Annotated in this window: 20 protein-coding genes and 1 riboswitch; of the genes, 1 reads left to right on the top strand and 19 read right to left on the bottom strand. The window is 46.3% G+C overall.

Annotated features, from left to right (window positions below):
- Positions 1 to 79: 79 nt before the first annotated feature.
- The 6 genes from AC50YO_RS05815 to spoVAC all read right to left on the bottom strand — a co-directional run bounded on the left by AC50YO_RS05815 (position 80) and on the right by spoVAC (position 6472).
- The gene (locus AC50YO_RS05815) at positions 80 to 2311 is read right to left on the bottom strand and encodes a DUF4129 domain-containing transglutaminase family protein (protein ID WP_494844363.1); all 2232 of its coding nucleotides are present in this window, start codon (positions 2309 to 2311) and stop codon (positions 80 to 82) included.
- Positions 2308 to 3552: a DUF58 domain-containing protein gene (locus tag AC50YO_RS05810; RefSeq protein ID WP_494844361.1), complete on the bottom strand. Its 1245-nt coding sequence runs from the start codon at positions 3550 to 3552 to the stop codon at positions 2308 to 2310. The genes AC50YO_RS05815 and AC50YO_RS05810 overlap by 4 nt, the downstream gene beginning before the upstream one ends.
- Positions 3553 to 3556: 4 nt before the next feature.
- Positions 3557 to 4513: an AAA family ATPase gene (locus AC50YO_RS05805; protein WP_494844359.1), complete on the bottom strand. Its 957-nt coding sequence runs from the start codon at positions 4511 to 4513 to the stop codon at positions 3557 to 3559.
- Positions 4514 to 4646: 133 nt separating this feature from the next.
- Positions 4647 to 4997: a stage V sporulation protein AE gene (gene spoVAE, locus AC50YO_RS05800; protein WP_494844357.1), complete on the bottom strand. Its 351-nt coding sequence runs from the start codon at positions 4995 to 4997 to the stop codon at positions 4647 to 4649.
- Positions 4998 to 5004: 7 nt separating this feature from the next.
- Positions 5005 to 6018 carry a stage V sporulation protein AD gene (gene spoVAD, locus AC50YO_RS05795; RefSeq protein WP_494844355.1) on the bottom strand — a complete coding sequence of 338 codons (1014 nt, stop codon included), beginning with the start codon at positions 6016 to 6018 and terminating at the stop codon, positions 5005 to 5007.
- Position 6019: 1 nt separating this feature from the next.
- Entirely contained in the window at positions 6020 to 6472 is a 453-nt protein-coding gene (gene spoVAC, locus AC50YO_RS05790; RefSeq protein ID WP_494845287.1) for a stage V sporulation protein AC, read from the bottom strand.
- Positions 6473 to 6909: 437 nt separating this feature from the next.
- On the opposite strand from spoVAC, the gene AC50YO_RS05785 reads away from it, so the two are divergent.
- The gene (locus AC50YO_RS05785; RefSeq protein WP_494844353.1) at positions 6910 to 7971 is read left to right on the top strand and encodes an endonuclease/exonuclease/phosphatase family protein; all 1062 of its coding nucleotides are present in this window, start codon (positions 6910 to 6912) and stop codon (positions 7969 to 7971) included.
- Positions 7972 to 8277: 306 nt separating this feature from the next.
- On the opposite strand, the gene AC50YO_RS05780 is transcribed toward AC50YO_RS05785, so the two are convergent.
- From AC50YO_RS05780 to bioF, 13 genes are all read right to left on the bottom strand, one after another.
- The gene (locus AC50YO_RS05780) at positions 8278 to 9510 is read right to left on the bottom strand and encodes a TraB/GumN family protein (protein WP_494844350.1); all 1233 of its coding nucleotides are present in this window, start codon (positions 9508 to 9510) and stop codon (positions 8278 to 8280) included.
- 192 nt (positions 9511 to 9702) lie between these two features.
- Positions 9703 to 9993, bottom strand: a complete 291-nt coding sequence (locus tag AC50YO_RS05775; protein ID WP_494845285.1) for a DUF3817 domain-containing protein — start codon at positions 9991 to 9993, stop codon at positions 9703 to 9705.
- Between the two features lie 274 nt (positions 9994 to 10267).
- A complete protein-coding gene (locus AC50YO_RS05770) occupies positions 10268 to 16090 on the bottom strand; it encodes an SdrD B-like domain-containing protein (RefSeq protein WP_494844345.1) in 5823 nt (1940 codons plus the stop codon).
- 236 nt (positions 16091 to 16326) lie between these two features.
- A complete protein-coding gene (locus tag AC50YO_RS05765; protein ID WP_494844341.1) occupies positions 16327 to 17127 on the bottom strand; it encodes a transglutaminase-like domain-containing protein in 801 nt (266 codons plus the stop codon).
- A 12-nt stretch (positions 17128 to 17139) separates the two neighbouring features.
- Positions 17140 to 17223: riboswitch (cyclic di-GMP riboswitch) on the bottom strand.
- A gap of 64 nt (positions 17224 to 17287) precedes the next feature.
- A complete protein-coding gene (locus AC50YO_RS05760; RefSeq protein WP_494844339.1) occupies positions 17288 to 17923 on the bottom strand; it encodes a class D sortase in 636 nt (211 codons plus the stop codon).
- A gap of 73 nt (positions 17924 to 17996) precedes the next feature.
- On the bottom strand, positions 17997 to 19142 hold the full coding sequence (locus tag AC50YO_RS05755) for a response regulator (RefSeq protein WP_494844337.1): 1146 nt from the start codon (positions 19140 to 19142) through the stop codon (positions 17997 to 17999).
- Between the two features lie 271 nt (positions 19143 to 19413).
- Complete coding sequence (locus tag AC50YO_RS05750; RefSeq protein ID WP_494844335.1) at positions 19414 to 20808, bottom strand: alanine/glycine:cation symporter family protein; 1395 nt, start codon at positions 20806 to 20808, stop codon at positions 19414 to 19416.
- 95 nt (positions 20809 to 20903) lie between these two features.
- Positions 20904 to 21701, bottom strand: a complete 798-nt coding sequence (locus AC50YO_RS05745) for an ABC transporter permease (RefSeq protein WP_494844332.1) — start codon at positions 21699 to 21701, stop codon at positions 20904 to 20906.
- 10 nt (positions 21702 to 21711) lie between these two features.
- Positions 21712 to 22482, bottom strand: a complete 771-nt coding sequence (locus AC50YO_RS05740; protein ID WP_494844330.1) for an ABC transporter permease — start codon at positions 22480 to 22482, stop codon at positions 21712 to 21714.
- 26 nt (positions 22483 to 22508) lie between these two features.
- On the bottom strand, positions 22509 to 23543 hold the full coding sequence (locus AC50YO_RS05735) for an ABC transporter ATP-binding protein (RefSeq protein ID WP_494844328.1): 1035 nt from the start codon (positions 23541 to 23543) through the stop codon (positions 22509 to 22511).
- A 187-nt stretch (positions 23544 to 23730) separates the two neighbouring features.
- Positions 23731 to 24567, bottom strand: a complete 837-nt coding sequence (bioC, locus tag AC50YO_RS05730) for a malonyl-ACP O-methyltransferase BioC (protein ID WP_494844326.1) — start codon at positions 24565 to 24567, stop codon at positions 23731 to 23733.
- Positions 24548 to 25351, bottom strand: coding sequence for an alpha/beta fold hydrolase (locus AC50YO_RS05725; RefSeq protein ID WP_494844324.1), 804 nt, complete (start codon positions 25349 to 25351; stop codon positions 24548 to 24550). The genes bioC and AC50YO_RS05725 overlap by 20 nt, the downstream gene beginning before the upstream one ends.
- Positions 25348 to 26526 carry an 8-amino-7-oxononanoate synthase gene (gene bioF / locus AC50YO_RS05720; RefSeq protein WP_494844322.1) on the bottom strand — a complete coding sequence of 393 codons (1179 nt, stop codon included), beginning with the start codon at positions 26524 to 26526 and terminating at the stop codon, positions 25348 to 25350. The genes AC50YO_RS05725 and bioF overlap by 4 nt, the downstream gene beginning before the upstream one ends.
- Positions 26527 to 26544 lie beyond the last annotated feature (18 nt).

Raw genomic sequence — 26544 nt, 5'->3', positions numbered from 1 at the left:
ACTATACCATAGAATAGGATTTTGTTGCAAAGAAATACCGTACATCAGCAAGCTGATATACGGTATTAGGCATTAATTGCTATAATTGCTCCTTAATCGCCTTTATCTTTTTTGTAAACTTGTCTGCATCAAGATTCGTAGCTTGGAACGAACTATATTTGGCTTGCTCAAAAATATCCAGCAGCTCGCGGAACTCGCTCTGCAAGGACATTCGACTGTCGGACCAGCGAATTATCGCTTCGCGCATCGTCTCATGCTCTCCGCGATGAAGCCCTTTTCTGCGGCATTTCCGCAGCAGCCGCTCGGTCTCCCATATGATTCGTTCATTAGCCGAGAATGAGCGGAAGCGGAATTTTTTCCAGCCTCGCAGCAGCGTTTGGCGGCGCATGACAACGAGAATAACCAAAGCTGCTAACAGCAAGCTCAATACGACCCAGAAGCCAATGCTCCAAAACGCTAAGCTCTCCTTCTCTGTTGCAGCTGCTGCCTCTGGCTGGTCAGGCACAAGGTCAGTCGGCTGCTTCTGCTTGTCTTGCGTCATAGAATAAGGAAAATTAAAGCCTGATGTAGGCTCGAATGGAATCCATCCGTAGCCATCGAAATAGATTTCAACCCAAGAATGCGCATCTGCATTACGAACGGTATAAGTGCCTTGCCCATTGGGATTGATCTCAAAAGGCTCCCGCAATTCTGACATCGGAGAGCCATAACCGGTAATCGGCAGCGAGCCTGGAGCGAAGCCCTTCACCCAGCGTGCAGGCAAACCGATGGAGCGAGACATCGTAGCCATTGCGGTTGAGAAGTAATCACAATAGCCCTCCATCAGCTCGAATAAAAATTGCTCCGTGAAATCGGTTGATGCTCCGCTCAGCTTGGACAAATCGGGCTTGTTCGTATACAAATAATTCGTCTGCAAATATTGCTCGATAAGCTTCGCACGATCATAATCATTCGTTGCTTGTATCGTTATCTGCTCGGCGAGCTGCTTGACTCGCTCCGGGAATTGCTGCGGAAGCTGCAGATAGCGATAATTTTGCTCAGGTATTTCCCAGCCAGCCTTCGCCTTGCGAAGTCCGTCTACATCCAACACCGTTACCTCAGATGTGACACTATACGATTCCGGATACTTCATATCCGGTTCTGTCCATCGCAGCTCCAGCTTACTGGGGGACCATATTAGGCTGCTGGGAAACTTTAGATCAGGATCATTAATCCAATTCACCTTCGCAGGAGGCGAAGCAGCGAATAATACCGGATAGGAATCTTTGCGAATCATCGTCACTAGCTGCGTAATCTCCATTGTGTCAGCAAGCTCCCGATTATCGACCATCGGCAATGCCTGAGCTTGCCTTACAAAAGCAGGAGATTGTCCATCATCAATAACATCCCAGCCTTGTCCAGAATAATAAATTTTGGATTCGCCTCGCCAATAGCTCTTGTGAGAGGTAGATACCGTCATCACTGGCGAATAATCATAATTAAAGCCGCCTCCAAGTGTCGTATCATCGCGGCCATAGCCTGATCGTGAATCTCCTTGGCTGGAGGACGATGGAGATTGCGAGCCTTTGTCGCCCAGAAAATCATTAACGCTCTCCCCTTTGGACTCCTTCCAGATCGTATAAGGGTCCTGAAGAATCGGAGCGATTGTCGGCATCATGAGTCCAATTGTCATCAGCACCGACAACACAATAGCAACAGGCAGCAGCAGTTGTACCGGATATTCAATCATTTCCTTCCAGCTGCCGGGATGATCACGTTCCAGCTTATGCAGATGAGCAGCGCTCAACCATAGCAGCGCCATGCAAACAACCCACGCCACCTCGTCCCATAACCAAATGGGAGAAAAAGAATCCGCAATAGTTAAGCTAATTAGATTCATGCCGATAAATCCAAAAATCCGCGGTCTGGTCGTCACCCAGTAATTGAATAAGATATATAGGAGAAGCAGCGATAAGGCAATCCATATCATAGGCTCTAACTGATCCAGATATTCCCTTGCCAGTAACAGCCAATCGCCTGCCCCTACTGCCTGCCAATAGATCTTGTCGGGATTCGTATAATGGATCGTCAGAGCAATAGCTAATATCACCTGAATAGAAATCTGAAGCATGCGGCGGCTGCGCGGGAGCAGCCACTGAACAGCAATGGCAAGCAGCACCGTAGAGGTGGCAACCGTAAAGGTCTCTTCCCACCAATAGCCCTCAAATATTGAAATCGTATTTAACAGCATAAGCCCAATGAACAGCTCTGAGAGTCTTCTATACCAGTCCCGTGACAATTTGAAAAAGCACCATTTCAACAGACGTCTCATGCGCTGCCTCCTTCCAGTACAACGGGCAGCTCCGCGAGCTGCTTCAGCGTGAATACCGGCCAGCCGCGGCTTCGCAATAATTGATACCAGCTCTCCTGCCCCTCAGCAGGATCAATAGCGCCAGCAGCTCCAATATGTACAAGACAAGGCGTCATTCCTTTGCGGAATAACCACTCCATGGATTGAATAGCCTCTTTGCCTGAGACTGCTGATACAAGAACAGCAAACGCCCCTTGCTCCAGCAGCGTACCGGACGCCAGCAATGACTTATACAAGGATTGGTCAGCATCGGAATCTACAAAGGTCAAATGCTTCATGACCGCATTACGCTGATCCGTGCCTGATTTTGGAGGAATATAGGTCGTTTTCTTGCCAATGGAGAGCAAGCCCATCGCCGTATCGCCCTTAAGTCCATTCTCCAAGATGGAAGCGGCGACCGATACAGCAAGCTCAAATCGATCAATTATTGGCTTAGGATAATCATTGGCGCATCGGTCCAGAATCACCAGTGTCCGGGGCAAGGATTCCCGCTCGAAAGCTTTGGACTTCCAATTGCCTGTCTTCGCCGTCGCATTCCAATGAATCCGAGATAAACGATCCCCATACAAATATTCGCGAACGCCATTGATTTGTGTGGTTTCTTTGGCAGAACGGGAAGCAATAGCATGCGAGAACGGCCCGCGTATCCCTCTTTGTATGCCATGCCATTGCCTTAAGGGCACGATCTGAGGCAGTACGTTAAACAAGGCTTGAGAGTCAAAGGTACCCGTATTCTCAAACAAGCCGAATACATCATGCGAGGAGCATTCCGTACTCTGAAAGCGATATTCCCCCCGCTGTAAGGGCGGCGTGTGATAAATAACTTCTCCAGCGCGTTTCCAGGTCGGCACGAAGGAGGCTTCGAAATCCAGCTCCTGACCGTTATGGCGATAAAGCCGGTCTCTGACGAGCACATAAGGAATCGGATAGATGCCCGGCAGCTTAACCGACAGCTGCACCTCCATGGAATTCCCAGCTGTTAAGGAGTGATCGGCATGAGTAGGGCCCTGCTGCTTGTAGCTGCGTGAGCCTTGCACTTGACCAATCCCGCTCCAGCGGCCCAAAAATAAATAAACGAGCAGCAAATTCAATATCATAAACAGCATGAAGGCCGTGCGTCCACCTTGAAACAAAAAATAAAGCAACGCAACGGCGTAAATGGATGTTATCGCAATCCAACGTATTTTCTTGTCCTTGGCCATCTCATTAGCGCTCCAGCCTAACCGGCACTTTCGTCTGTCCTAGTACATACGCTACAATATCCTCTGCTCTAACACCCTTCATTCGCGCTTCTGTATGAAGAAGAAGCCGATGAGACAAAACAAAAGGAGCCAGCTTCTTAATATCATCAGGCGTAACGAAATTGCGCTGCTGCAAATACGCGCTCGCTTTCGCTGCACGCACCAGTGCGATAGCTGCACGGGGGCTCGCTCCAAGCTGTACGTTTGGATGCTCCCTCGTTGCTCTTACAATACTTACTAAATAATTGCCTACCGCTTCATCTAGATGAACAGCAAGCACTTGCTTCTGAATACGAATGATATCTTCGATTTCCGTAATCGGTACGATGCGATCAGAGGGGTGAATCGCCTGACTGGCCACAATCATGCGCTGCTCGTTCTCCTCGCTCGGATAACCCAAAGTCAGCTTCATCATGAAGCGGTCGAGTTGGGCTTCCGGCAGCGTATACGTCCCTTCGAATTCAATTGGGTTTTGAGTGGCAAGCAGCATGAACGGCTGCGGCAGCATATAGGTCTCACCATCTACGGTCACATGCCCCTCCTCCATAGCTTCAAGAAGGGCCGACTGCGTCTTTGTCGTTGCTCGGTTAATCTCGTCAGCGAGCAGCACATTAGTCATAACCGGGCCCGGACGAAAAATAAACGATTCCAGCTTCGGATGATAAATAGATACTCCCGTTATATCGGTCGGCAGCAAGTCAGGATTGCATTGAATCCTTCTGAACTGACCGCCGATTGATTTAGCCAATGCTTTTACCAATTGCGTCTTACCTGTCCCTGGGACATCTTCGAGCAGAACATGTCCTCCCCCAATAACGGCTATCATAAGACGCTCTATTTCTTCCTGCTTTCCTAGAATACAATCATTTAAACTACTTAATATAGATGAACATAATTGCATATCCGCAAGACGAGTTTCCATTTGTGTATAACCTCCCGGAAAGTAATAAGCATTATAAAGGCGATTTAGTACTATTTTACAGCAACACCTTGTCGATACACAAATGATGGATGAACAAAAAAAATTGGAAGATCCCACAGGACCCTCCAATTTCTCACCCCTTCGGCCTTATAACTAATGCTGCCAGAAAGGAGAATATGATAGCTGCCGATATGCCGGAGCTTGTTACTTTGAAAATACCTGATATGACGCCAATCCAGCCCTGATCGTGAAGCTCCGTCAAAGCCCCGTGAACGAGCGCATTGCCGAAGCTTGTTATTGGGACTGTTGCTCCTGCACCCGCAAAATCGATAAGCGGCTCGTATAGCCCAACCCCATCCACAATTGCGCCTATGACAACAAGGGTTGCCATCGTATGCGCTGGCGTAAGCTTAAAAACATCGAACATAATCTGACCCAGAACGCAAATCGCGCCCCCTACCACAAAAGCCCATAAGAATTGCATTGATCGGTCATTCCTTCCCGTTGCTGATAGCAACTGCATGTGCAATACACGGAATACTTTCCCCTTGCTGGAAAGAGAGGGGCGAGAGCAAGGCTCCTGTCGCTACGACCAAAATACGGTTCAGCTCGCCTGAAGCGATTTTCTTCAATAAATGTCCATAAGTCACGACAGCTGAGCAGCCGCAGCCGCTTCCTCCTGCCTGAACCTTTTGACGCTTCACATCATAGATCATCAGACCGCAATCCTTGAATATCGTGTCATTCATAGGTACCCCGTCGCGGAGCAACAGTTCATTAGCAATCGGATGACCAACACCTGCCAAATCGCCCGTCACGATCAGATCATAATCTTTGGGCGTGCGACCTGTATCATTGAAATGCGATTGTATCGTATCTACCGCAGCTGGAGCCATTGCAGCACCCATATTGAACGGGTCGGTTATGCCCAGATCAACGATTTTGCCAATTGTCGCACACTCGATGACCGGTCCTTCCCCTACAGCCGCGACCACTGCAGCTCCCGCACCCGTCACTGTATATTGAGCGGTCGGCGGCTTCTGCGAGCCATATTCCGTCGGGTAACGGAACTGCTTCTCAGCCGTGCAATTATGACTGCAGGTGCCTGCCAGTACGTAGTCAGCCGAGCCTGTATTTACAATTAAAGAGGCCAGCGCCAGTGATTCCATCGAGGTAGAGCATGCACCAAATACGCCCAAATACGGGGCACCCAATGATCTGGCTGCGAAGCTGTTGCTTATAATCTGGTTCATCAGATCTCCGCCAATATAGAAATTCAGCTGATCCTTCTGAATTCGAGCGTTCTGAACAGCAAATTCCGATGCTTGCTCAAGCAGCATCCGCTCTGCCTTCTCCCAGCTTTTCTGCTGCATATCCAGCTCAGGGTGCACAAGATCGAAATCATCAGCTAGCGGCCCGTCCCCTTCATCTGGACCCACTACGGTAGCGGCGCCAATAATGACAGGCCGATTCTCGAACCACCAGGATTGTCTTCCCCGCAGCATATTATTGTCCTCCAGTGCCTATTATGAGATGGGCAATACCAACAAAGAAGGCTGCTACTGTACCAAATACAATAACGGACCCTGCCAGCTTGAACATATTGGCCCCGACCCCTAGAACAAGCCCTTCACTGCGATGCTCAAGCGCAGCTGAGCACATCGAGTTCGCAAATCCCGTAACAGGCACTGCTGTGCCAGCTCCAGCCCATTGTGCAATTTTATCGTACACGCCCAGACTCGTGAGAATCACCGAAATGAGAATGAGTACGGCTACGGTCGGGTTGCTTGCCTGCTCAGGCTTCATGTCCATCAAATGAATGAATAGCTGCTGGATTGCCTGTCCGAGCACACAAATGGCGCCGCCGATAACAAAAGCTTTAATGCAATTCGAAAAGATAGAACGGGACGGCTCGCGCATTTTGGCATAAGCCTGATACTCCTTAGAAGACATGGACATTTTTTTATACTTGTTATTCCCTGTGGTATTCGTTGCCAAGGTATTCTCCTCCTTAACGCTTCTCCTATTCATTATTTGTCAATTGCTTATCGCTTATGTATGGGAATCGCTATTCATGAAATTTCATTCCAGTCATTCGCCTCATAGGCCGACACGCCAAAAACGCGTGCAGCCAGCACGCGCAGCCTTTATTGGAAGCAAAAAAATAATAAAATAACAAGAAGTACGTATAAGACGAGTATGAGCATAGAAGACGATTGCCTTCTACGCCTAATTGCTGTACTACCCATGAGCATCCCCCCATGCAGGCTTCTACCTATAGCATATGCGGAGCTGCACGAATGCGGAGATTGTCCTGAATTGTGCGTTGTAGGATTTCCTATTATCCCCTACTATTAATGTAGATACCCGATTCGCATCTTGAAAGGAGCTTGATGATGATTCAAATAACCAAAAAACTGTTCTTTGTGCTAGTGGCAGCAGCCTTAATAATAGTAGGAGGTTTTTTGCTCTTCATTACCTTAACCGATTATAAGCCGGAGGCACGCCTGCCCCTTGCTGTTGATAACCCGAATAATAATAAGCTTAAGTCAGGCGAAGCCTTTACGGTGACAACATTCAACCTAGGCTATGCTGGGCTTGATCGTAACAGCGACTTCTTTATGGATGGCGGCTCAATGTCTCGGGCCAGCAGCAAAGAGCAGACGACTGCCAATCTTCAAGCCATCACAGCTTTTATGAAAGAACAACAATCTGACATCTATATGCTGCAAGAGGTTGATGTGAAATCATCCCGCAGCTATCGAATAAATCAAGTGGAGTATCTCACTAACGAAATGCCTGCTTACAGCCATTCCTTTGCTTTGAATTACAAAGTTCCTTGGGTGCCGGTGCCCGTCTTCGACCCGATGGGCGCTGTCCAAAGCGGACTATTAACGCTGTCAACCCTCCATAGTACAGATGCTGAAAGGCTTGATCTTCCTGGAAAAGAAAGCTGGCCGCGGCAGCAGCTCGATCTCGACCGGGCTTTGCTGGTGTCTAGATTTCCTGTTGATAATGGAAAAGAACTGGTGCTTATCAATCTTCATTTATCTGCCTTCGACAAAGGGGGAAGCATTCGCAAGCAGCAATTAAGCTTCTTATCCTCCTACATTCAACAAGAATATGAACAAGGAAATTATTTAATCGTCGGGGGAGACTGGAATCATTCCTTGCCTGGAACCGACCCGCTCGCGTTCAAGGCTACTCAAGACTCTCCTGAATGGCTTCAACGATTCCCCGATCAATTCGAGCCTGCAAGCTTCCAATGGGCATTAGACACAGAGATCGCTACGGTGCGAACTATGGATATTCCTTATACGGAAGGCGTAAATTTCAGAGCAATTATTGATGGCTTCTTCCTATCCCCAAATATTGAGGTTATTACGGTTCAGGGTACAGAATTAAAATATGAGCATAGCGACCATAACCCGGTAACAGCCACGCTTGTACTGCGTTAAAGTATAGGCGGCGGGATAATTTCACCTCATACAGCACTGCCCCTAAACAATAAGAAGATAAATAAACATCCCATCAATAAAAAAACCTTAGACCACTAAAGTGAGGTGCATTCCTTTGAATACTCATTGAATTAAACTCATGGTTTAACCAATGACGTTCTAGGAAGTGCACTTCAAGTGGAAAAAGGTTCTCTTTTCACCTATTCATACGTACAAACCAGGGCTTCATTTGCAAAAGCAATTGTGAAATCGCCCATTTCCTATCTAATCCAAATTGATTTCATCCATTGGCGTAAGAAAAGAAGCCTATTTACGAACGACCTCGAATCCTTTCTCTTGCAGCTGTGTTACTATTCCATCCTTGCCTAGCATATGCAAAGCTCCAACGACTACGAAATGCGTTTTCTTCTCGCTGCTATCCAAATACCCAGTGATTTTCTCAGCCATCGCATCATTGCGGTCTGCGACCATTGCCTTGTAATATTCTTCATCGCTGGCTGATGCATTCGTAAGCGTAATTAGCTGCTCATCATCACCATTAACCCACATTTCGGTCAACTCTTCTATGCCCGATTCCTCGGAATAATAGGCTTCGATTGAATCCTTCAGCATCTGTTCTTGCAGCTTAGGAGTGAAGCTGTCCAGCATGTTCAATTGAAATTCGACGGATTCCAGTTCTTTAATGGGAAGTCCCTTCTCAATCGCTTTTGTAAGGAAGAAGAGGTCAATCCCATTTTGTGATTCGTAGCCTAATTTCATCATTTTCAAATAATCTAGAGAGGAAGAAATACTCCAAGGCTTAAATGCATCAAATGCCCCTGCCTGTAGACCGTTTTCAACAGCAATAGTGTTCAATTGCTTATAAGTCTCTTCCGAGATATGCTCCTTGAGCGTCGTTCCCTCCGCATATGTACTATACTTAAGCACAGATTCCTGAACCTTTGGATCCGATGCTTTCGTAATATCCGCCTCAACGACCAAATAATCGGCCTGTTCGTATGCCTCTTCAAAAGCAGCGCGCAGCGGATACATCTTCTCGTTAGCAATATGAATAGAGCCTACTAAATAAACGGTGTTGCCATTCTTCTCTGTTTTCCATAAAAATCCTTTGCTTGCTTCTCTAATCAAGACAGCTTGCAGCTTGCCATCCCATGCCACTATATAACCCGCTGCTTCACTTACGAAGCGAACTGGCACGTACAAAACATTATGCACTAATTTAGGAGCGACGAGCAGCTCTTGCTTTTTGTCATTCACAATCGCTTGCTTGCTGCCTGCCTGAAGCGCAATGGAAAGTCCCTCTTTGGTTCCGGTAATAATGTTATTCGCTTCATCCCAGCTAGGCGTTAAATGCAGCTGCTTCATCAGCGGCTCTGCTGGAACAAGCGTTGTGCCTTTCTCCACAATCGGCGGATGAGCACCCAATTGGATTTGTTCACCTGCTACGGATACCGTTATTGGCTTCCCATCCGCTTGAACACCTGTAACGAAAGCTAGCATTAGAACGAACGATAATAAGAGAGCGGTAATCTTTTTCATCTGGACATAGGCTCCTTTTAATAGAATAGATAATTTTACCAGTATTGTCGGTTATACGGCTCACCTTTCTTTTCGTTTCATTCTATTTCATATGATGGTTAATCTAGCAATAGGAATCTATTTTTCCATGCAAAAAAAAGCAGAGGCTAAAGGAGTAATCCCTTAACATCTGCCGTTGTATTCATTAGACTATTATTGTTCTTTGCGCAGCTTAGCTTCCAGCCAGAATGTTGCAAATGGAAGAAGTGAAGCAATAAAAGCTACGACCACTCGCCAGAATGACCAGCGATGCTTAATCCAGACAACCAGCAGCGCGATCATGTACATCGTAAACAATACACCGTGCGCCATGCCTACAATCTGCACATAAATCGGAAGATCGGCAAAATATTTAAGAGGCATCGCAATAAACAGTAATACAAGATAAGATAACCCTTCTACAAAAGCGATTCCTCGGAACCAGCCAATACTCGACTTCCACATTGTTGTACTCAATCCGCCTCTCCTCTAAGAACAATTTAATCCTACTTAATTATATCGAATCCAATTGAAGGAATATATCCCTACTGGCGTTGTTCACAGAAATGTAATGAATCTCCTCTAGCAGGCCAGGAAAGGACTGCGATTAAATTTGGCACTCAAGCAAAATAAAACGGGACGGAGCAGCAATAATGCCTGCTCTATCCCGCTTTCATATTTCTAGCAATTGTTCTGAGGCTATACTTTGCTTAGTGTCGGAACAACGAGCCTCTTTGTCCTATTGCTGAGGACGTTTCTTTCTAAGAGCTACTCCTAACAGTATGAAGCAGAGACCAGTCAAATACACAAGCAGGTGGCTAGCTTCTCCTGTCTTAGGGAGTACTTTTACAGGTGGGTTGGTGCCAGAGCCAGCGCTCGAATCGACTCCACCCTTAGGCAACTGAACATCTATATCGAAGAAGAGCTCTTCTTCATTCCCGGCTTTATCCGTAACAATGATTGAGAATCCATCTTTTCCTGTATAGCCTTTGTCAGGCGTATAAGTCCAGTTGCCATTCTTATCAATAGTTACCTTGCCGTGCTCAGGCTGATTGCCTACATTCGCTGTACCGCCCTCAGGAATCGTCACCTTATCCTTAATAGGCTTATCAACGACTGTCTCTTTCTCTTCCTTACTATCTGTAGGCTTATCCGTATCAGGCTTCTCCGGTTTACCTGGTTCAACTGGCTTGCCCGGATCTGGTTTCTCCGGCTTATCAGGATCAGGATTGCCTGTACCTGGAACACCCGTACCCGGATTTCCTGTGCCTGGGTTACCCGTGCCTGGTGGCGTGACAGGAGGCTCAGGTGTAGTAGCCTTAGCGACCATACCTACGTCAATGGTCAAGTTCTCCCAACCATAAGGAGCATTTTCACCAATTATTACAGCACTAGTAAATCCATCTACAAGCAGATTGGAGTCTTCCTCTGGCGATACGCCTGCCGCCTCTGACTTGGTCAAAGTATAAGCTCTAGGAATATCAAAATGCACGTAATATTGTCCGCTAACTAATTGTTCGAAACGGTAATACCCGCTGTTGCCAGCTCCGTCATTAGCCGTAACCGTTTCCTGAAGCAGCTGAATATTGCTGTCAAAGAGCTTCACAACAATACCATTGCTTCCATTAACAGCTGGCTCGTCCTGCTTGCCATTGCCATTGCTGTCTATCCATACGTAATTGCCAATAACCCCTTTTGCGACTACACCTAGATCTATACTGTGATCGATCCAGCCTGTCGTGTCGCCGATCGTGATTTTGGCTGTCTTGCCCTCTGCATCAATAGCATTCGAATCTTTAGCCGTATCCGCACCTTGCTGGGCAAGTGTTACTTCGTAGTCGGACGGCAGAACAAACTGCACATAATAATCACCTGCGAGCAGGTCATCAAAGAGATAATAGCCGGATTTGCCGTTGGCATCATTAGCAGTTACTGTCGTTGCTACTGGTGTTCCTGTCGCACTGCCCTTGAACAGATGAACAGTAATTCCATTAATGCCATGCTTTTCTGCTTCATTCTGAATGCCATCTCGATTGAAATCGAGCCATACGTAGTTGCCAATCTCTCCACGCGGCAGCAATCCCAGGTCGATCGTATCATTGTGCCATGCTCCAGGCCCAATAACGATAGCATCGGTCATTCCATTGCTATCTGTCTTGTTGGAATCTTGCTCAGGCGTTGTTGCTTCGGACTTCGTCACGCTGTAATCCGCCGGAACAATAAACTGTACATAGTAGCTTCCTTGCGGCAAGCCTTCGAACGTATAATAGCCCGGTTTGCCATCTTTATCTTTCGTTACGGTCTGCAGTATGACTTGGTTGGTGACAGAGTCATACAGCTTCACAACGATGCCGTTGATACCAGACTCTTGTGAATTCTGAATACCATCTTCATTCGTATCCAGCCACACATAATTGCCTATTGTACCACTCTCTACTGTTATGATTGGCACTTCATGTACGGTTGTCACTGGTGGAGTCTCATCTGGGTCCGCTGTTACCTGATTTGTAAGTTTAATTTGGCTTAAATCCGCTTGCTTGACGCTGTAAGTATAAGTAATTTCATGCGATTCTCCTGACTTCAGCAGAGGAATAGCTGGAATACCTACAACTTTCGTATCCGTAATAACGACATTAGTAAGATCACGTGATCCTGTATTGGTAATCGTTACCGTGTAGTCAATCGAAGCCCCTACTGCTGCTACAGACAATACATTGCTGACCTTCTCCACACGTAGTCCGGCTGTATTAATCTCTTCACGATCAGTAGACGACTCCGGTGATTCATTATAATTGACCGTAACCACGTTCTCCAGCTTAGTTAAATCCAGATCTGCTGTTACAACGGAGTAGACACCCTCCAGCGTAATACGCTTCCCTGGCTCCAAACTCTTAATTTTTACGTAAGGAGCGTTCCCGGAATTAACTAATGAAGTAATAATATCCGGCCTATTATGACTGCTGCCATTAATTGTAATTGTTTCTTGATCATAGATCAGCTTAGTAAACGCGAAGCCGGACTGGCTTCTGTCCATTTGATCGTCGATCTTGATATTGTGTAAGGTAACCGAAGATGTATTCACTACCTCAATGGCATAATGAACCTTATCCCCTACTACAACGTAATTCGCTGGCGAGACGACACCAGACGCACCTGTCTCAACGCCAGTAATCTTCTTATCCATCGTAATTGATGGATATAGTTGACCCGTAGGCGAAGCTTGCTCAATTAAACCCAAATCAATGGTCAAGTCTTTGCCTGCGTTCGCAAGCGTGATCTTATTCGTACGATATGGGGTGTAGCCTTCGCTATCCGTTGCACCTTTGGTTACAAAATTGGAATCAAGCTGACTTCCCCCGGGTGCTTCTTGAAGCGTTGTCGTGTAATGCTCTGGCAATACGAACTCTACAAAATAGTTGCCAGCTTCTAATCCTTGGAATAAATAATAGCCAGGGCTTCCATTGAAATGATAGCCTGTCTTGCTTGATTTGAACGGCACGCTTTCTCCTTCTTTGTAGAGGTTCACCTTAATGCCGTTAATGCCTGCTGCCTGATTCTCATCACCTGAATAGCCTTCGTTCTGAATGCCATCGCGGTTGCTGTCGAACCATACGAAGTTGCCGATCTCGCCGAGCGGCACATGCTCATCATTAGGATGGACGATAAATCCAACTTTGTTCGGAGCCGTCGGAAGCATTTTGCTGCCATCAGCATTCCCGTTAGTTCCTACCTCTGTCGCTTGGATCGCAAAGGAATTCCAAGCAATGGAGTTTGTTGGAGCTCCCACAGGGGCATCCATCTTCCAATCCAGAACGATATAATCGCCTGGAGCGAGGCCGTTTAGTCCGTCACTGCCCTTAATGTTTGTAATCTTAAAATACAACGATTTGATATCCGTCAGATCATCGCTTGTGAACGAGGATTGCGGAATCCAGCCATTCTGACTGCCCGTTGCATTTGAGAAATTGACAACTTCAGCTTGATTAACGGATTTACTGTAGTAAGCATCAACGTTGAAATCAACCTTTCTACTTCCTGTAGCTGCCGTTGAAGTGAAGGTTGACGGACCAGACTTCATCACTTCCGCCAAATTTGGCTGCCACTGTGAGCCTCTAGATTCAGCTGGGACGTTGCTGTTCACTTTTAAGGCATAGTCATTGACATGAGGAAGAATATCCAATAGATCAATTACGCCAAGTCTCGTATTGCCGCTATTGCGAACAACGAGCTTATAGTCAGCCGTACCACCTTCATAAGTGACGCTGTAATAAGGATATTCCGTATAAGCAATTACACCATCGGATTCGAATGGCTGATCAGGGATGGCTGGTTGACCCAGGTACTCATCTCCTGAAGTCTGCTTGAAGATCGGAGACAGATCGCCCCTATTCCATTTGGTTGATTTCACTTGTGAAGATTTTTCCACTTTCACCGTTGCTGACTCATGAACAAAAAATTCTTTCACGCCAGGAGTTGGATCAAAGTTCAGCACTGTATCCTCAATGGGTTGGTTCTTAACTTGCCAGTTCACTAAGCTATCAACAGCATCTTGTGTGCCATCGCCTTTATGCCAGAACTGCATGTTAGGGTCAGATGTTGTCACATACAGGTCATTAACATAGGTGATGCTTCCTTCAGTACGAGGTGTTCCCTCACGGATCAGCCCTTGATAGATGATCTTAAAGTTAGTGCCTGGCTCAAACTTTATTGCATCCGCTGGAGCTATTGGCTCATCCCAATACCATTTCAGCATCGTTCTTCCAGTATGGTTAAAGTCTTTAATAATTTCTAATTTGGGTTTTGCAATTCCAGTAGCAGTGCTCCATTGATAAGAATCAGCAATTGCTGTTGCTGGATCTACAATCTTCGGATTCGTATAATAATCGAAGCCTGCTGGCAATAGGTCATAAATGAAAGGCTGAATGTAAGGACCTGTCGCTTTGATTAAATTGTCAATATCAAGCTCGAACTTTACCTTGCTAAGAGGACGATAGTTGCCACTCTCTACTTTTTTGCTGGCCTTCAGCCATGGCTTTTCATTATTAATGAAGAAGCTCTTCGTTGTTACTTTTTGCGGCTCCGTAACCCAGTCATTCTCGACAGTAGGATTAGGCGTTTTATAATCCAGAGTTACTCGGTTAATAACCTCTTGTCCATGCTGTAAAGGAGTAACGCCTTCATGAGCTATATCTCTAACGATACCTTTTAGCTCAATACCTTTAATCTCTTTGCCTACTGGAAGCGTATTATACGTCCATTCCAAGGAGGTCAAATATTCCCCGGGCAATAAAAGAATATCCGCATTGGCCTCTCCGACAGTAAGTGTACTGGAGGGTCCCTTGCTTCCTCCATATACCTTCCATACTCGATCTACCCCATCACTGACTTCATAACGGAAAACATTCCATTTGTAGCTCGGCATTTTAATAGAGGTATAATCCAGCTCAAGGGGCAGCTGCTCAGTCAACACCACATCCTTGGCAGGGAAATTGACATTCGTGCCCGTGTTACTGATACCTCCGATAAAAAAGATCTGTTCTTGATTATGCCAGCGATAATCAAATTGTTTGGTCTTCGTCACACCCAAATCCCCAGCCTTTGGCTCTCCGAAAAGTGTCTTTACAGTTGCCTGTCCCGAGCCTTGCAAGGTACCGCCACCCTCAGGAGTATAGGTGACCAGCTTAACGACGTTCGTACGCTCAAGCGGTGAATTTGTTGGATGACCATACCCGTAATTATCAGGGTATCTTACTACTACATTTGCTTCAAAGGATTGACCAGAGCGCAGTTCATCAATCGTCCACTTCACGATCCCGGCGTTATGCACGCCACCATTTGATGAACTTACATATACAGCACCTGGCGGAAGCTCGTCAATTAATTCCATTCCGCTCAGCTTGGCAAGCTCATAATTGCCATCGACTACATTTTTTATCTCTACTTTGTAGGTAACTTCTCCCCCTACAATTGGGACGGTATCCCCGAAGCCTGTATTTTGGCTTTTGCGAACCTCCCATACATCATAGGTCGATTCGATAACCCCAGGCGTTGACGGACTTGGCTCCGGATCCGGAATGGGATTCGGATCAGGATTAATTGCCACATTGGCAGAGGAAGTGGTATTTTCATTCGTGTCCACCACAGTTACAGCAGCCGTATTTGTCGTTTGTACGGAACTGCTTACTCCTGTAGGCTTTACCTTAACCTCAATGTAGAATCTCCCTGCCGTTCCCGAGATTAACATACTGGGTCCGAATGTTAATGTCTGACCGTTACGAGAAGTATAATCCCCCCCTAAAATCTCGAACTGCGAAGGAACTGTATCAACTATGGTAATTTCCCTGCCGACTTGTGTAGACCCTGCGGCACTATAATCCAGATAATACTCAAAAGTCTCTCCGACATTCACTACACTTTTGGAGGCTGACTTCTCAAAAATCAATCCTGTTATTGGTACAGCCGCGTTAATAGGCGCAGCCAAGGGCTGTACCAACAGCTGCAGCAGCAGCAATCCTACGAGCAGGATTGAAATTCTACTATTACGTATTGAATTACTCTTCACTCGAACTCTCATCCCTTCTCTGTATCTGATTCCAAACACCTACTCCTTCTTTCACCTCCTAGTCTTCAGTAACTAGTATAAACAAAACTATCATGATGCCAACTGCCTAGTATGCTCTCGCTTCTAGTATACCTTGTAAATCTATCCAAAATCTAAACATATCCAAAAATTATGCAAAAAAAAAAAAAAGCTTAAGCCCTCTCTATGAGTGCTTAAGCTTTCTATTAGACATCCAATTAGTAGTATTTGTCCGTTTTGTACTGTGCATTATCTTTAATCATTGTTCCTTTTTTGCTGCTCTTGCCCATTCCAGCATCGACTGTTGTGTCGATCGTTACCCATTTCCCATTCAGGTAGACCTCATTCCAAGCATGGTACGTATCGACATAAGTCGAATTGCCTGTAACAAGCTTCGTAGGAATATCCAAGCTCCGAAGCATCGCACCGAATAAGGCAGCATAGCCATAGCATATATCCTTCTTCTCAAGGAAGGTACGATCAATCTGTGGAAGGTAGTCGGTGGAGGCAGTTTCTGCGAGCTTCTTGTCGTAGGTTATATTCGATACAATATATTGATGGATAGCCTTTACTTTATCCAAATCTGTCTTCTTGTCACTTGCCAATTGCTTGGCCTTCGCTATCGCCTTGCTTGTAGGGCTCCATTCCATATTCTGAACGGAGTTCAAGTAGACGGTCTTGCTATCTGCAAGATTCAATTGCAGCTTGCTGCTATCTACTGCTTTGTACCGGCTGCCGCTTGCATGCTCCAATATCGTAATGGTATATTCACCGTTGCCCATTTGAAGAGCGAAGCCCTCTTCCTGCTTGCCAGCGGACAAGGTATATGTGTAGCTTTGTTTGCCTTTGGCTATCATGACAACGGTCTTCACTTTGGCATTAACCGGATAATGAATCGTGACCAAGCCTTTGGACAGCTTGTCCGTCTTCAGCCACGCTTTGTCACTTGCATCCGCCATTCCTTGGGTAAGATTGAAAAAAAGAACGATACCCAACAGCATCACAACTAATTTGCGCATAAAAAAACTCCCTTCGGTGGCCAGGCTGCCTTTTCTCGCGAAGAAGGCCCTATAGCTTTGCGTCCCTGCCTTTCGACAGGTTTGCCATTATCGTATGAAGCACTATACCCTTACCATATCACAACAAAATTCGATGTCAATCTTTCTTTTTCACTCTCTATTAAACGGAATCCATCTTCGCATGAATAATGAGTCGATGGGTTGGGTCTACGATAGGATCACAAGTAATCAAAGTAAGCATACGATCGCGGTTATTGCTCGACAATACAGATAGGTCCGTTGGCAATACGACGGATTTATTCGTAACGATGTAGGTATAATTCCCCGCTTGCGTCTCAACCGTAATCGCATCCCCTGTATCCAGCTCATCCAATCGGTTGAACAGCCTGCCCTTCGTCTTGGCCCGGTGCGCAGCAATCGCAGCATTGCCAATCTCGCCAGGCAGTGGAGTCTCCGACATATGTGCTGCTGCGTGCCTCATGTTATCCCTCGTCGCTCCTTCCAGAACAGGGAGCTTAACATTAATTGCATCGATTCTTATAATGGCCAGCAAACCCTCCTTGTCCACCAAGGAGGTCTGCTCCTCTTCCTCCGAGCCCTCGTCCAATAATTGCGATACCGTCTCCAATTCGTCTCTCATGCGGAGTTGCTTCGCTTCATCTGCCGGCTTATTCATTAAATTCTCTGCCTCAGCAAGCAGCTTATCTTGCTGGCGCTCCGAATACCACTCATTCATTAATGGAAATAAAATAATAAGAATTCCTGCAATAATTAATAGATAGGATCGCTTGCGCACGAATGAACCTCCTCCCATCTTTATTATTCCTTACGTCCCTATACGAATCCTATACTTTCTCAGTCTATAAAAATTAAACGATGCCGCCCTGCTTCCACTGCTCTAACCATTGGTGCGTTTCGTCACTTGGCTCAATATCCAATTGCTCTCTTAGGATGACCGCCAATTGCTTATATTGCTCTTCCACAGCGATCTCGTTATTAATCGAAGCATACAGCTTCATCAAGTCCAAATAACTCTGTTCAAATACGGGATTGACTTGCTGGATACGTAGATTTACCCTAATCGCTTCATTAACATAGTGATGCTTGATATAGTATTGGCTCAGCTGCTGGGCATGAATCAGCCACAACATACGCAATCGTTCACGCTCGGGCTCCGCCCAAATATAATCATAATCCGCTAAATAATCATGAGTGTATGCCGCAAACACGGCCTCATGGCGATCCTTATTGTCTTCATTAATCAAATCCAGCTCGGCAAGCTGCTGCTCCCATTGCTCAATATCTATGCTCGCCTGTCCCATATGCAGCACATAGCCGTCCTTTAAGCTTGCTTTTTTAATAGAAAGAACGCTTGCTCCTGAACGGACTAACGTCTGGCGCACATGATAGATTGACGTATACAGTTGGGTAGCTGCTCGATGTGAATCAAAAGAGGGCCAGAGCAGTTCCAGCAATACATCCTTCTCCACAGTTTGTTCTCGATTATGCAGCAAATAGACAAATAGCTCCTGTGCTTTGGACGTTCTCCACTTCAGCTCAATCGTCCTATTGTCCAAATCCTCCAACCTAAGGCTCTTCATACAATATATCCACAGGGATGAGTCTTTCGGACTATCTACCTTCTCTTCTCTCAGACTTTTCAGCTGGGATAGGCGGTCGATTGCTTTCTGCAGTCGATCAGCCCGTATCGGCTTCATTACGTAGTCGAGTGCATTGATCTCAAAAGCTTGAACAGCATGCTGGTCGTAGGCCGTCACGAAAATAATCTCAGTGCCCGGCAATACTTCCTGTATTTGAACCGCGCTATTCAATCCGTTGATCTCAGGCATAAGTATATCCAAGAAAACGACATCAGGCTGGTGCTCTTTGACCTCTTCAATTGCTCTTACAGGATCTTTATACATACCGATAACGTCAATGCCGCCAATTCCCATTAATAGCTTGTTTAGCTGCATTAACGCCAGTTGTTCATCATCAATCAATACAACTCTCATCTAGCTCACCATTTTCTGACCATCATTTCTTTACATATATTATTATATTTCGACAGGCAGCATTCATTTGCTTAGCTTTAATTCTATCAAAAACTACTAAATCCGCAATCAGATTCGTCTAAATCAAGTAAATCAAGTGAAAAGAAAGAAGGTATTTAGACCTATAAACTTATATGTTGGCGACAGCCACAAGTCAACTATGCATAAGCTAGCCAAAACAAGATAAACAGGCCCATCCCTCTCAGAGGAACGGACCTATTGTTAAAGCTATTTAATCATCCCAGCACTCGACTTGCTCCAGTCCTTTGACGCTGCTTTTTACGAACTGAGGGTCCACGCCAGCCTTCTTCTGCTGCATATAATTGCGCAGCACATTGAATGCAATTCGCGACAACAAAGTAATAGCGATCAGGTTGACTACCACCATAAAGCCCATGAACAAATCCGCTAAATCCCAGACGAGCTGCACCTTCGCAACAGAGCCGAAAATAACCATCGCTAGTACACAAATACGATATAACCACAACCATGCCTTACGCGTATTCAGAAATTCAATATTAGTCTCTCCATAATAATAATTTCCCATCAACGTACTGAAGGCGAACAAGAACACCATAATAGCAAGAAATCCTGAGGCCCATGCCCCCATATGCACGCTTAGTGCCGCTTGCGTTAGCTCAATACCGCCCAGATCCTTCTGGTTATACACGCCTGACAGCAAAATAATGAATGCTGTGCTCGTACAAATCACTAATGTATCAAACAGCACGCCCAGAGCTTGAATTAACCCTTGCTTTGCTGGATGGCTCGTCGTAGCTGTCGCCGCAGCATTGGGAGCACTACCCATACCCGCTTCATTAGAGAAAAGCCCTCGCTTCACACCGTTCATTAATGCTGCCCCAAGTGAACCTCCAGCTACCTGTTCAATCCCGAACGCATTTTTCACAATCAAGGCAATGACTGCCGGCATCTCTGTTATATTGATAACGACGATAACCAGGGCAACCCCAATATACAGCACAGCCAATACAACGACAATATACTCCGACAGCTTGGCAATTCGCTTAACGCCGCCAATAATAATGATAGCGAATATAACCGTCATTATTATTCCGACAACTAGCCGATTCGTGCCAAAGGAGTTCTCAAAAGCGATTGTAATTGTATTCGATTGCACTGCATTAAACACAAGTCCAAAGGACAATGTAATCAAAATGGCGAATAGAGTTCCCATCCACCGCTTCTTCAAACCCGATTGCATATAATAAGCCGGGCCCCCGCGGAAGCTGTCTCCATCTTTGATTTTGTACACCTGTGCCAGCGTGCTCTCTACAAAGCTGGAGGCAGAGCCTATAATCGCAATAATCCACATCCAGAATACGGAACCCGGCCCGCCTAATGCGATCGCAATGGAAATTCCTGTTATATTCCCAGTTCCGACCCGAGCCGCCATACTAATACAGAAGGCCTGAAAAGGAGAAATGCTGCCGCGCGGCCCTTTATTCGGCTCGAACAGCAATCGGACCATTTCTTTTAGCATTCGTATTTGCAGGACATTGGATCGGAGGGTGAAATAAAGGCCGATGGCTATAAGCATAATGATCAACAGCTTGGACCAAAGAAAATCATTCACAACAGCAACTAAATCATGCAACGTCTGCTCCATTGGTTACCCTCTCGTTGTTGTTCTATCTGCTCAACGGTTAGGCTACCCCAATCTGCGGACATCATCATTCACTAAAAGCAGTAAATATTGGATGACTAATTCCCGGCACTCTCATAGCGCTTAAGACCTGTATTAAAGACGAATATGGCTGCTGCCATAAAGACAATGGCAATAACGGGAGTCAATAATCCGACCCAAGACCAATCCTCTTTGCCGAACAAATAGGCAGCAGGGTAATAGCTGATGAACGCGTACGGTATCGCAATTGAAATAAATAACTGAATGCCGGAAGTAAAGATCGTAATCGGATATTTGCCGAAATCGCTTAGGCTATGAATCATCAGCGGGAAGCTGTTGCCTGGCTCATGCGTCCAGAACGAAACGCTGTTAGCCGCCAGATTAATGGCGAAACGAATAATTATGCCTGATAATACGAAGACGATGACCAGAATGATTGTCCACCCGCTCCATGCCAGCTCAATATGCCGAAGCGCTTGAACTAAGAAAATCAAGCCGATAATGATATTCCCAATCCCGTTCATTCCAAATGATGAAGCAGAGATTTGAAGGACAGGTGACAACGGCCTGACAAGCAGCCGATCAAACTCTCCCCGATTGACCATTCCGCTAATGAACCAAATTCCGTTGAACAGAAATGAAGTCACGCCTTCCGAGAAGAAAATCAATGAGCTTAAAAATACGATTTGCCAAAAATCCCAGCCATGTATATCGGGAATCTTATCAAAGATGACCCAGATGAATATAATGCCAAGCAGCTGAGTGAGCATAGCTGCAACCATCGCGATCCAGAAGTCTGCTTGATACTCAAGAATAGCTTTTACATGCTGTGTTATTAGCCGATAGTAAATGAACAAGGTGCGTTTCCATTTCATCACATTTCTCCTATCCGCCGTGTATCGTCACTTGACGCACAGACCATTTCCATATTGCCTTGCCGAAGAACCACAATAGAATAACCCACATAAGCTGCAGCCCGATTCTGCCGACAGCTTCCATATGCTCCATCTGCCCCATATAGATCATTGCAGGAACATATACGATCCCTTGGAACGGCAGCCAGCTTGCTAACGTGCCCAGCCATTCCGGGAACATCGTAAGCGGCACAAGCGCCCCAGAGAATAAATTCGTAATAGCTGCTCTAGCCCATGCAACCCCTGCTACACTTGTCGTATAGAAGCAGACGAGAGCCGCGAGATAGACGATACCGAACTTAATAAAGAAAGATAATAGCATGCTAACGATAAAAAGGCTGCCGGATATCCAATCTGGAGGAAGCTTCACACCTGTGAACAGCAAAGCCCATAGGACGGCGAACAATACGCTTATTCCGCCCTCAACGATACTTGTTCCAATTGTCTCTGCGAATTTCGCTTTCTGAAAATCATAGGGCTTCATCAAATCTGCTGCGATGCTGCCATCCATAATTTTTCGTGAGATAGCCGTCTCCGAGTACCAAGTTAGCAAGGTGTTGGAAATGAAAACAATAAGCAAATAGGTCTTCATATCCTGCCAGCTTAAGCCGCCAATCTCCGTTTTTTGCTCATAAATCGCCTGCCAAATATAAAAGAGAACCGTAATAAAAACGATTCCTGCAATCGCGCCTACGAAAAAATTGAAACGATAAGACAAGGCGACCTGCATCGACGTTTTCATAAGCGAAATGTATTTTCTATGGAAGATCATAGACCAGCAACCTCCGGCTCCCCTTGAAAATCCAACTCACCATTATAGAGCTTGTGAATAATTCTATCGATCGAAGGCTCGTCAATTCGAAAATCAATCACATCAGCAGCCTTCATAATTTGGCTGGCAATCTCGCCTGCGGAATGCTGGAAGCGGTTGAACTTAATCGAGAAGGACTGGCCTCGCTCATTCCATTCCTCTAATTCGATACCCGGAATGGCTTGCAGAACTGGCCTAAGCGCCATGATAGAGTCGCGAACCTGGAAGTGAATCGTCCTCTCTTGCGCAAAAGCATCCAACACCTTTTCCATGGAGCCGTCGTAGATAATCATGCCCTTGTCGATAATAACCAGTCTGCGGCAAATATCTTTGATATCATCCAAATCATGCGTCGTTAATAGAATTGTCGTACCCTGCTCTTGATTGATTTGTTTAATAAACTCACGAATGCGATGCTTCACAGCGATGTCCAGACCAATTGTAGGCTCGTCCAGGAATACAATCGGAGGATTATGCAAAAGGGCGGCCGCAAGGTCAGCACGCATGCGTTGGCCTAATGATATTTTGCGTGCAGGCAAATGAACGAACTCCTCAAGCTCTAGCAGCTCATAGAAGCGCTCGAGATTTTGTTGATAGATACGCTCAGGTATTTCATAAATATCCTTCAATAGAGAGAAGGACTCTCTCACGGGAATATCCCACCACAATTGTGTCCGCTGACCGAAAACAACTCCGATCTGCTGGGCGTGCCGAATTCGCTGCTCATGCGGAATAATGCCATTGACCTTCACCGTGCCTGAGGTAGGGACAAGAATGCCTGACAGCATTTTGATCGTCGTCGACTTACCCGCACCATTAGGGCCTAGGTAAGCTACGGATTCTCCCTCCTCAATTTTGAGATCAATGCTGTCGACCGCCTTTTTATTCTGATAGTTTTGTGTGAATAGATGCTTCACTGAACCTTTGAGCCCCGGCTCCTTTATCGCCTGGCGGAATGTTTTGGATAGTCCTGTTGCCTCAATTGCTGCCATTATGCTCATCCTTTTCTCTGTAAATTCTTAACATTATAAGATTTATTGCAATTTAATGTCAATACACTGCAGTTATCTTTTATCCACGTAATGACGTAATCAATCTGCCCCTTTATATCAATAAAATAAAAAGCACCGCAGGCATCCTGCGGTGCACTTAAATATGTGCCATAGCTATGATCTCTAGTTAACGACCAGCGGTATTTGCTTGAATGAAGAGGAGATCATAGGTGGCGGCAACGCCTCCCGGCATACTGAATCTCTCCTCGTATTCCTTATACATATCCGTGAACAAGCGTCTCGTACTGTATCCGGCTATCGCAGCTGCTTCGGAAGTACTGGCTCCCATTGCTTTGACCGAATGAAGGAAATCACTTGGCGATCCATATTGTTCAACATGAATAGAACGTGTGCAACGGAAGCCTGAGTACCCGGATTGCTCAAGCATGGATTCCCATTCCTCCGATGAATGAAATGACAGTCCGTGGCGCTGAGGCTCCCTTCCCAAGGCCCGATAAACTTCGTTGAAAGACTGGTGCATCTCGCAAAATGTATCGGGCCCGAATGTAGCAAATAACAGCAGCCCTTCAGAACGGAGCACCCGCTTAAGATGCACTAGCGTACCTTGGGGATCACTCAACCATTGAAAGCAGGCATTGGAAATAATAATATCAAACGAGTCCATTTGCGCTTCAGCCGCCCACGTTTCAATATCCGCATGAATGAACTGTACAGGTTCCGCTGATCGGATACGTTTCTTTGCTGCTTTAATCATCTCGGGAGCAATATCAAGTGCAATAATTTTGGCTTTATGCCCTTCTTCCAATAGGATTTGAGTTAAAGCCCCGGTACCGCATCCGATCTCAAGGATACTCAGCTCCTGTTTGAATCCTTCATTATTAAATGCTCTAATGAGTTCCACAAGCCGATCAGCCATCATTCGCTGAATTTTGGCATGAGCATCATAAGAAATCGAGCTCCGATTAAATTGGCGTTGAATGGCATTAATTCTGTTGCTGCTCATGACGCCATCTCCTCAGCTCTTCAACTGCATATACTTCTCTTCCCCAAAAAGGCATATGCCCGCACTCAGGTATGGCAATTAGCTTGGCCTGAGGCAACTGATTCGCAAGCTCTAGAACAGCAGGATAAGTACAAATCGCATCCTCCATTCCATGAATAAGCAGGACTGGACATTCTATATGCGGCAATTGGGACAAGCATTCCTCGCTTCGTAAAAGCTCAAGGCCTGCAAGCAGTGCTGGCATTGTCCAACTGCCGATTGGAGGAAGGCTGCTTGCAGCAAGCCCCCTCTCCCCTTCTGCCTCGCTAAACATCAACTGTCTGAAATTGTTCTCCACAGCTAATCGATCTTTCGAGATCCCTCTAATCATTTGCCGAATAATCGCATCTGCCCAGCCTGGAACGCTGTCTTCTCTTGAGCGAATGAAGCGAGCCGTTGCACCCAGCAGCACCAGTCCATCAGCGTAGCCCTTAGAAGCTAATCGCAACGCCAGCAAACTACCAAGCGACCAGCCTGCGATTAGGATCGAGCCGTGGAAGCGCCGGATGCTGCCATCTGCTTGTTCGACATACCAGACTTTTCTTACTGCTGCTTCTGTCATTTCCAGCATGCTATCAGGAGAGTCCGCAGCATTGTACTCGATAGTAATATGCTCGTATTCGGGCAGCAGCTCACGAAGCCGATCAAAAACAGCAGCCGGCAAGCTCCATCCTGTTAGCCACAAGATCATGCCACTAGATGATCTATCCTGTTCCCATCCTGCAACGTTTGTGGCTGTATTCATGCACGCGTCACCCCTAACTGATTGCCAATTGTCGCAATTACCAAGGCCGCATGAAGCAGCTGCTTTTCCGTATGCGCGGCTGATATCGTGAAGCGAATTCGAGCTGTCCCCGTTGGAACCGTTGGCGGTCGAATCGCCACCGCTTCAATTCCTTCCCGTTCCAGAGCTTTGCTGAAGCATAGGGCCACTTCATTATCACCGACAATAAGCGGTACAATAGGAGAAGCTCCCGTATCAATCGCAAAGCCTGCCTCGCGAAGTGAAGCTCGAAACAAGGAGGTTAATGAAAATAATCGTTCGCGGCGCCAATGTTCCGCCTTAATTAAGGCTAATGAAGTCGAAATCCCAGCTACTAAAGAAGGCGGCAAGGCAGTCGAATAAATCAGCGGCCTAGCCTTGTTAATTAGCCAGCGAACCAATGTATGGCTGCCAGAGATGTACGCCCCGTATAAGCCAAATGCTTTACTGAAGGTGCCCATATGAATATCCACCTCATGCTGGAGGCCAAGACTAACACAAAGTCCCTGGCCTCGTTCACCATAGATCCCTCCGCTATGCGCCTCGTCTACCATAAGCATCGCTCCATACTTGCGTTTGAGCGCAGCCAGCTTGCTTAATGGTGCTAGATCCCCATCCATAGAGAAAACCGCATCCGTCACAATCAGCTTGCGCCTTTTAGGAAGATGCTTCTTGAGCAAAGCCTCCAAATGCTCTATATCGTTATGTCGATACCGGGCATGCTCTGCCCGGCTCTGCACAATGCCATCCACTATGCTCGCATGGTTCAATTGGTCGCTGAACACCACATCACCCCTTCCCGCAAGCGCACTAATCACTCCTGTATTCGCCATATATCCATTCGCAAAAACAAGCGACGCTTCATTCCCCTGCCATCGAGACAGTTCTTCTTCAAGAGCTCCGTATGGCAGGCGGTTGCCAGTTACAAGACGTGACGCTCCTGCTCCGCCCCCCTCGGTAAGCAGCGCTTCGCGCATTGTGTGAATAACGGCAGGATGTTGAGCTAACCCCAGATAGTCATTGGAGGCTAAATTAAGCAATGACCGTTCTCCTCTTAACATATAAGCAGGGCGCCGGGGATCTGGAGCACTGTCATGCAAGAGACGCTCCAGCGATGCGTTATGTAATTGCTCAAGTTCTTTTTCCATCCAATTCATGATCTTGATACCACCCTA

It is taken from the genome of Paenibacillus sp. J22P59 (genome assembly GCF_059383895.1).
The sequence above is the reverse complement of the archived record's forward strand: the minus strand, read 5'-3'. Positions and strand labels throughout refer to the sequence as shown.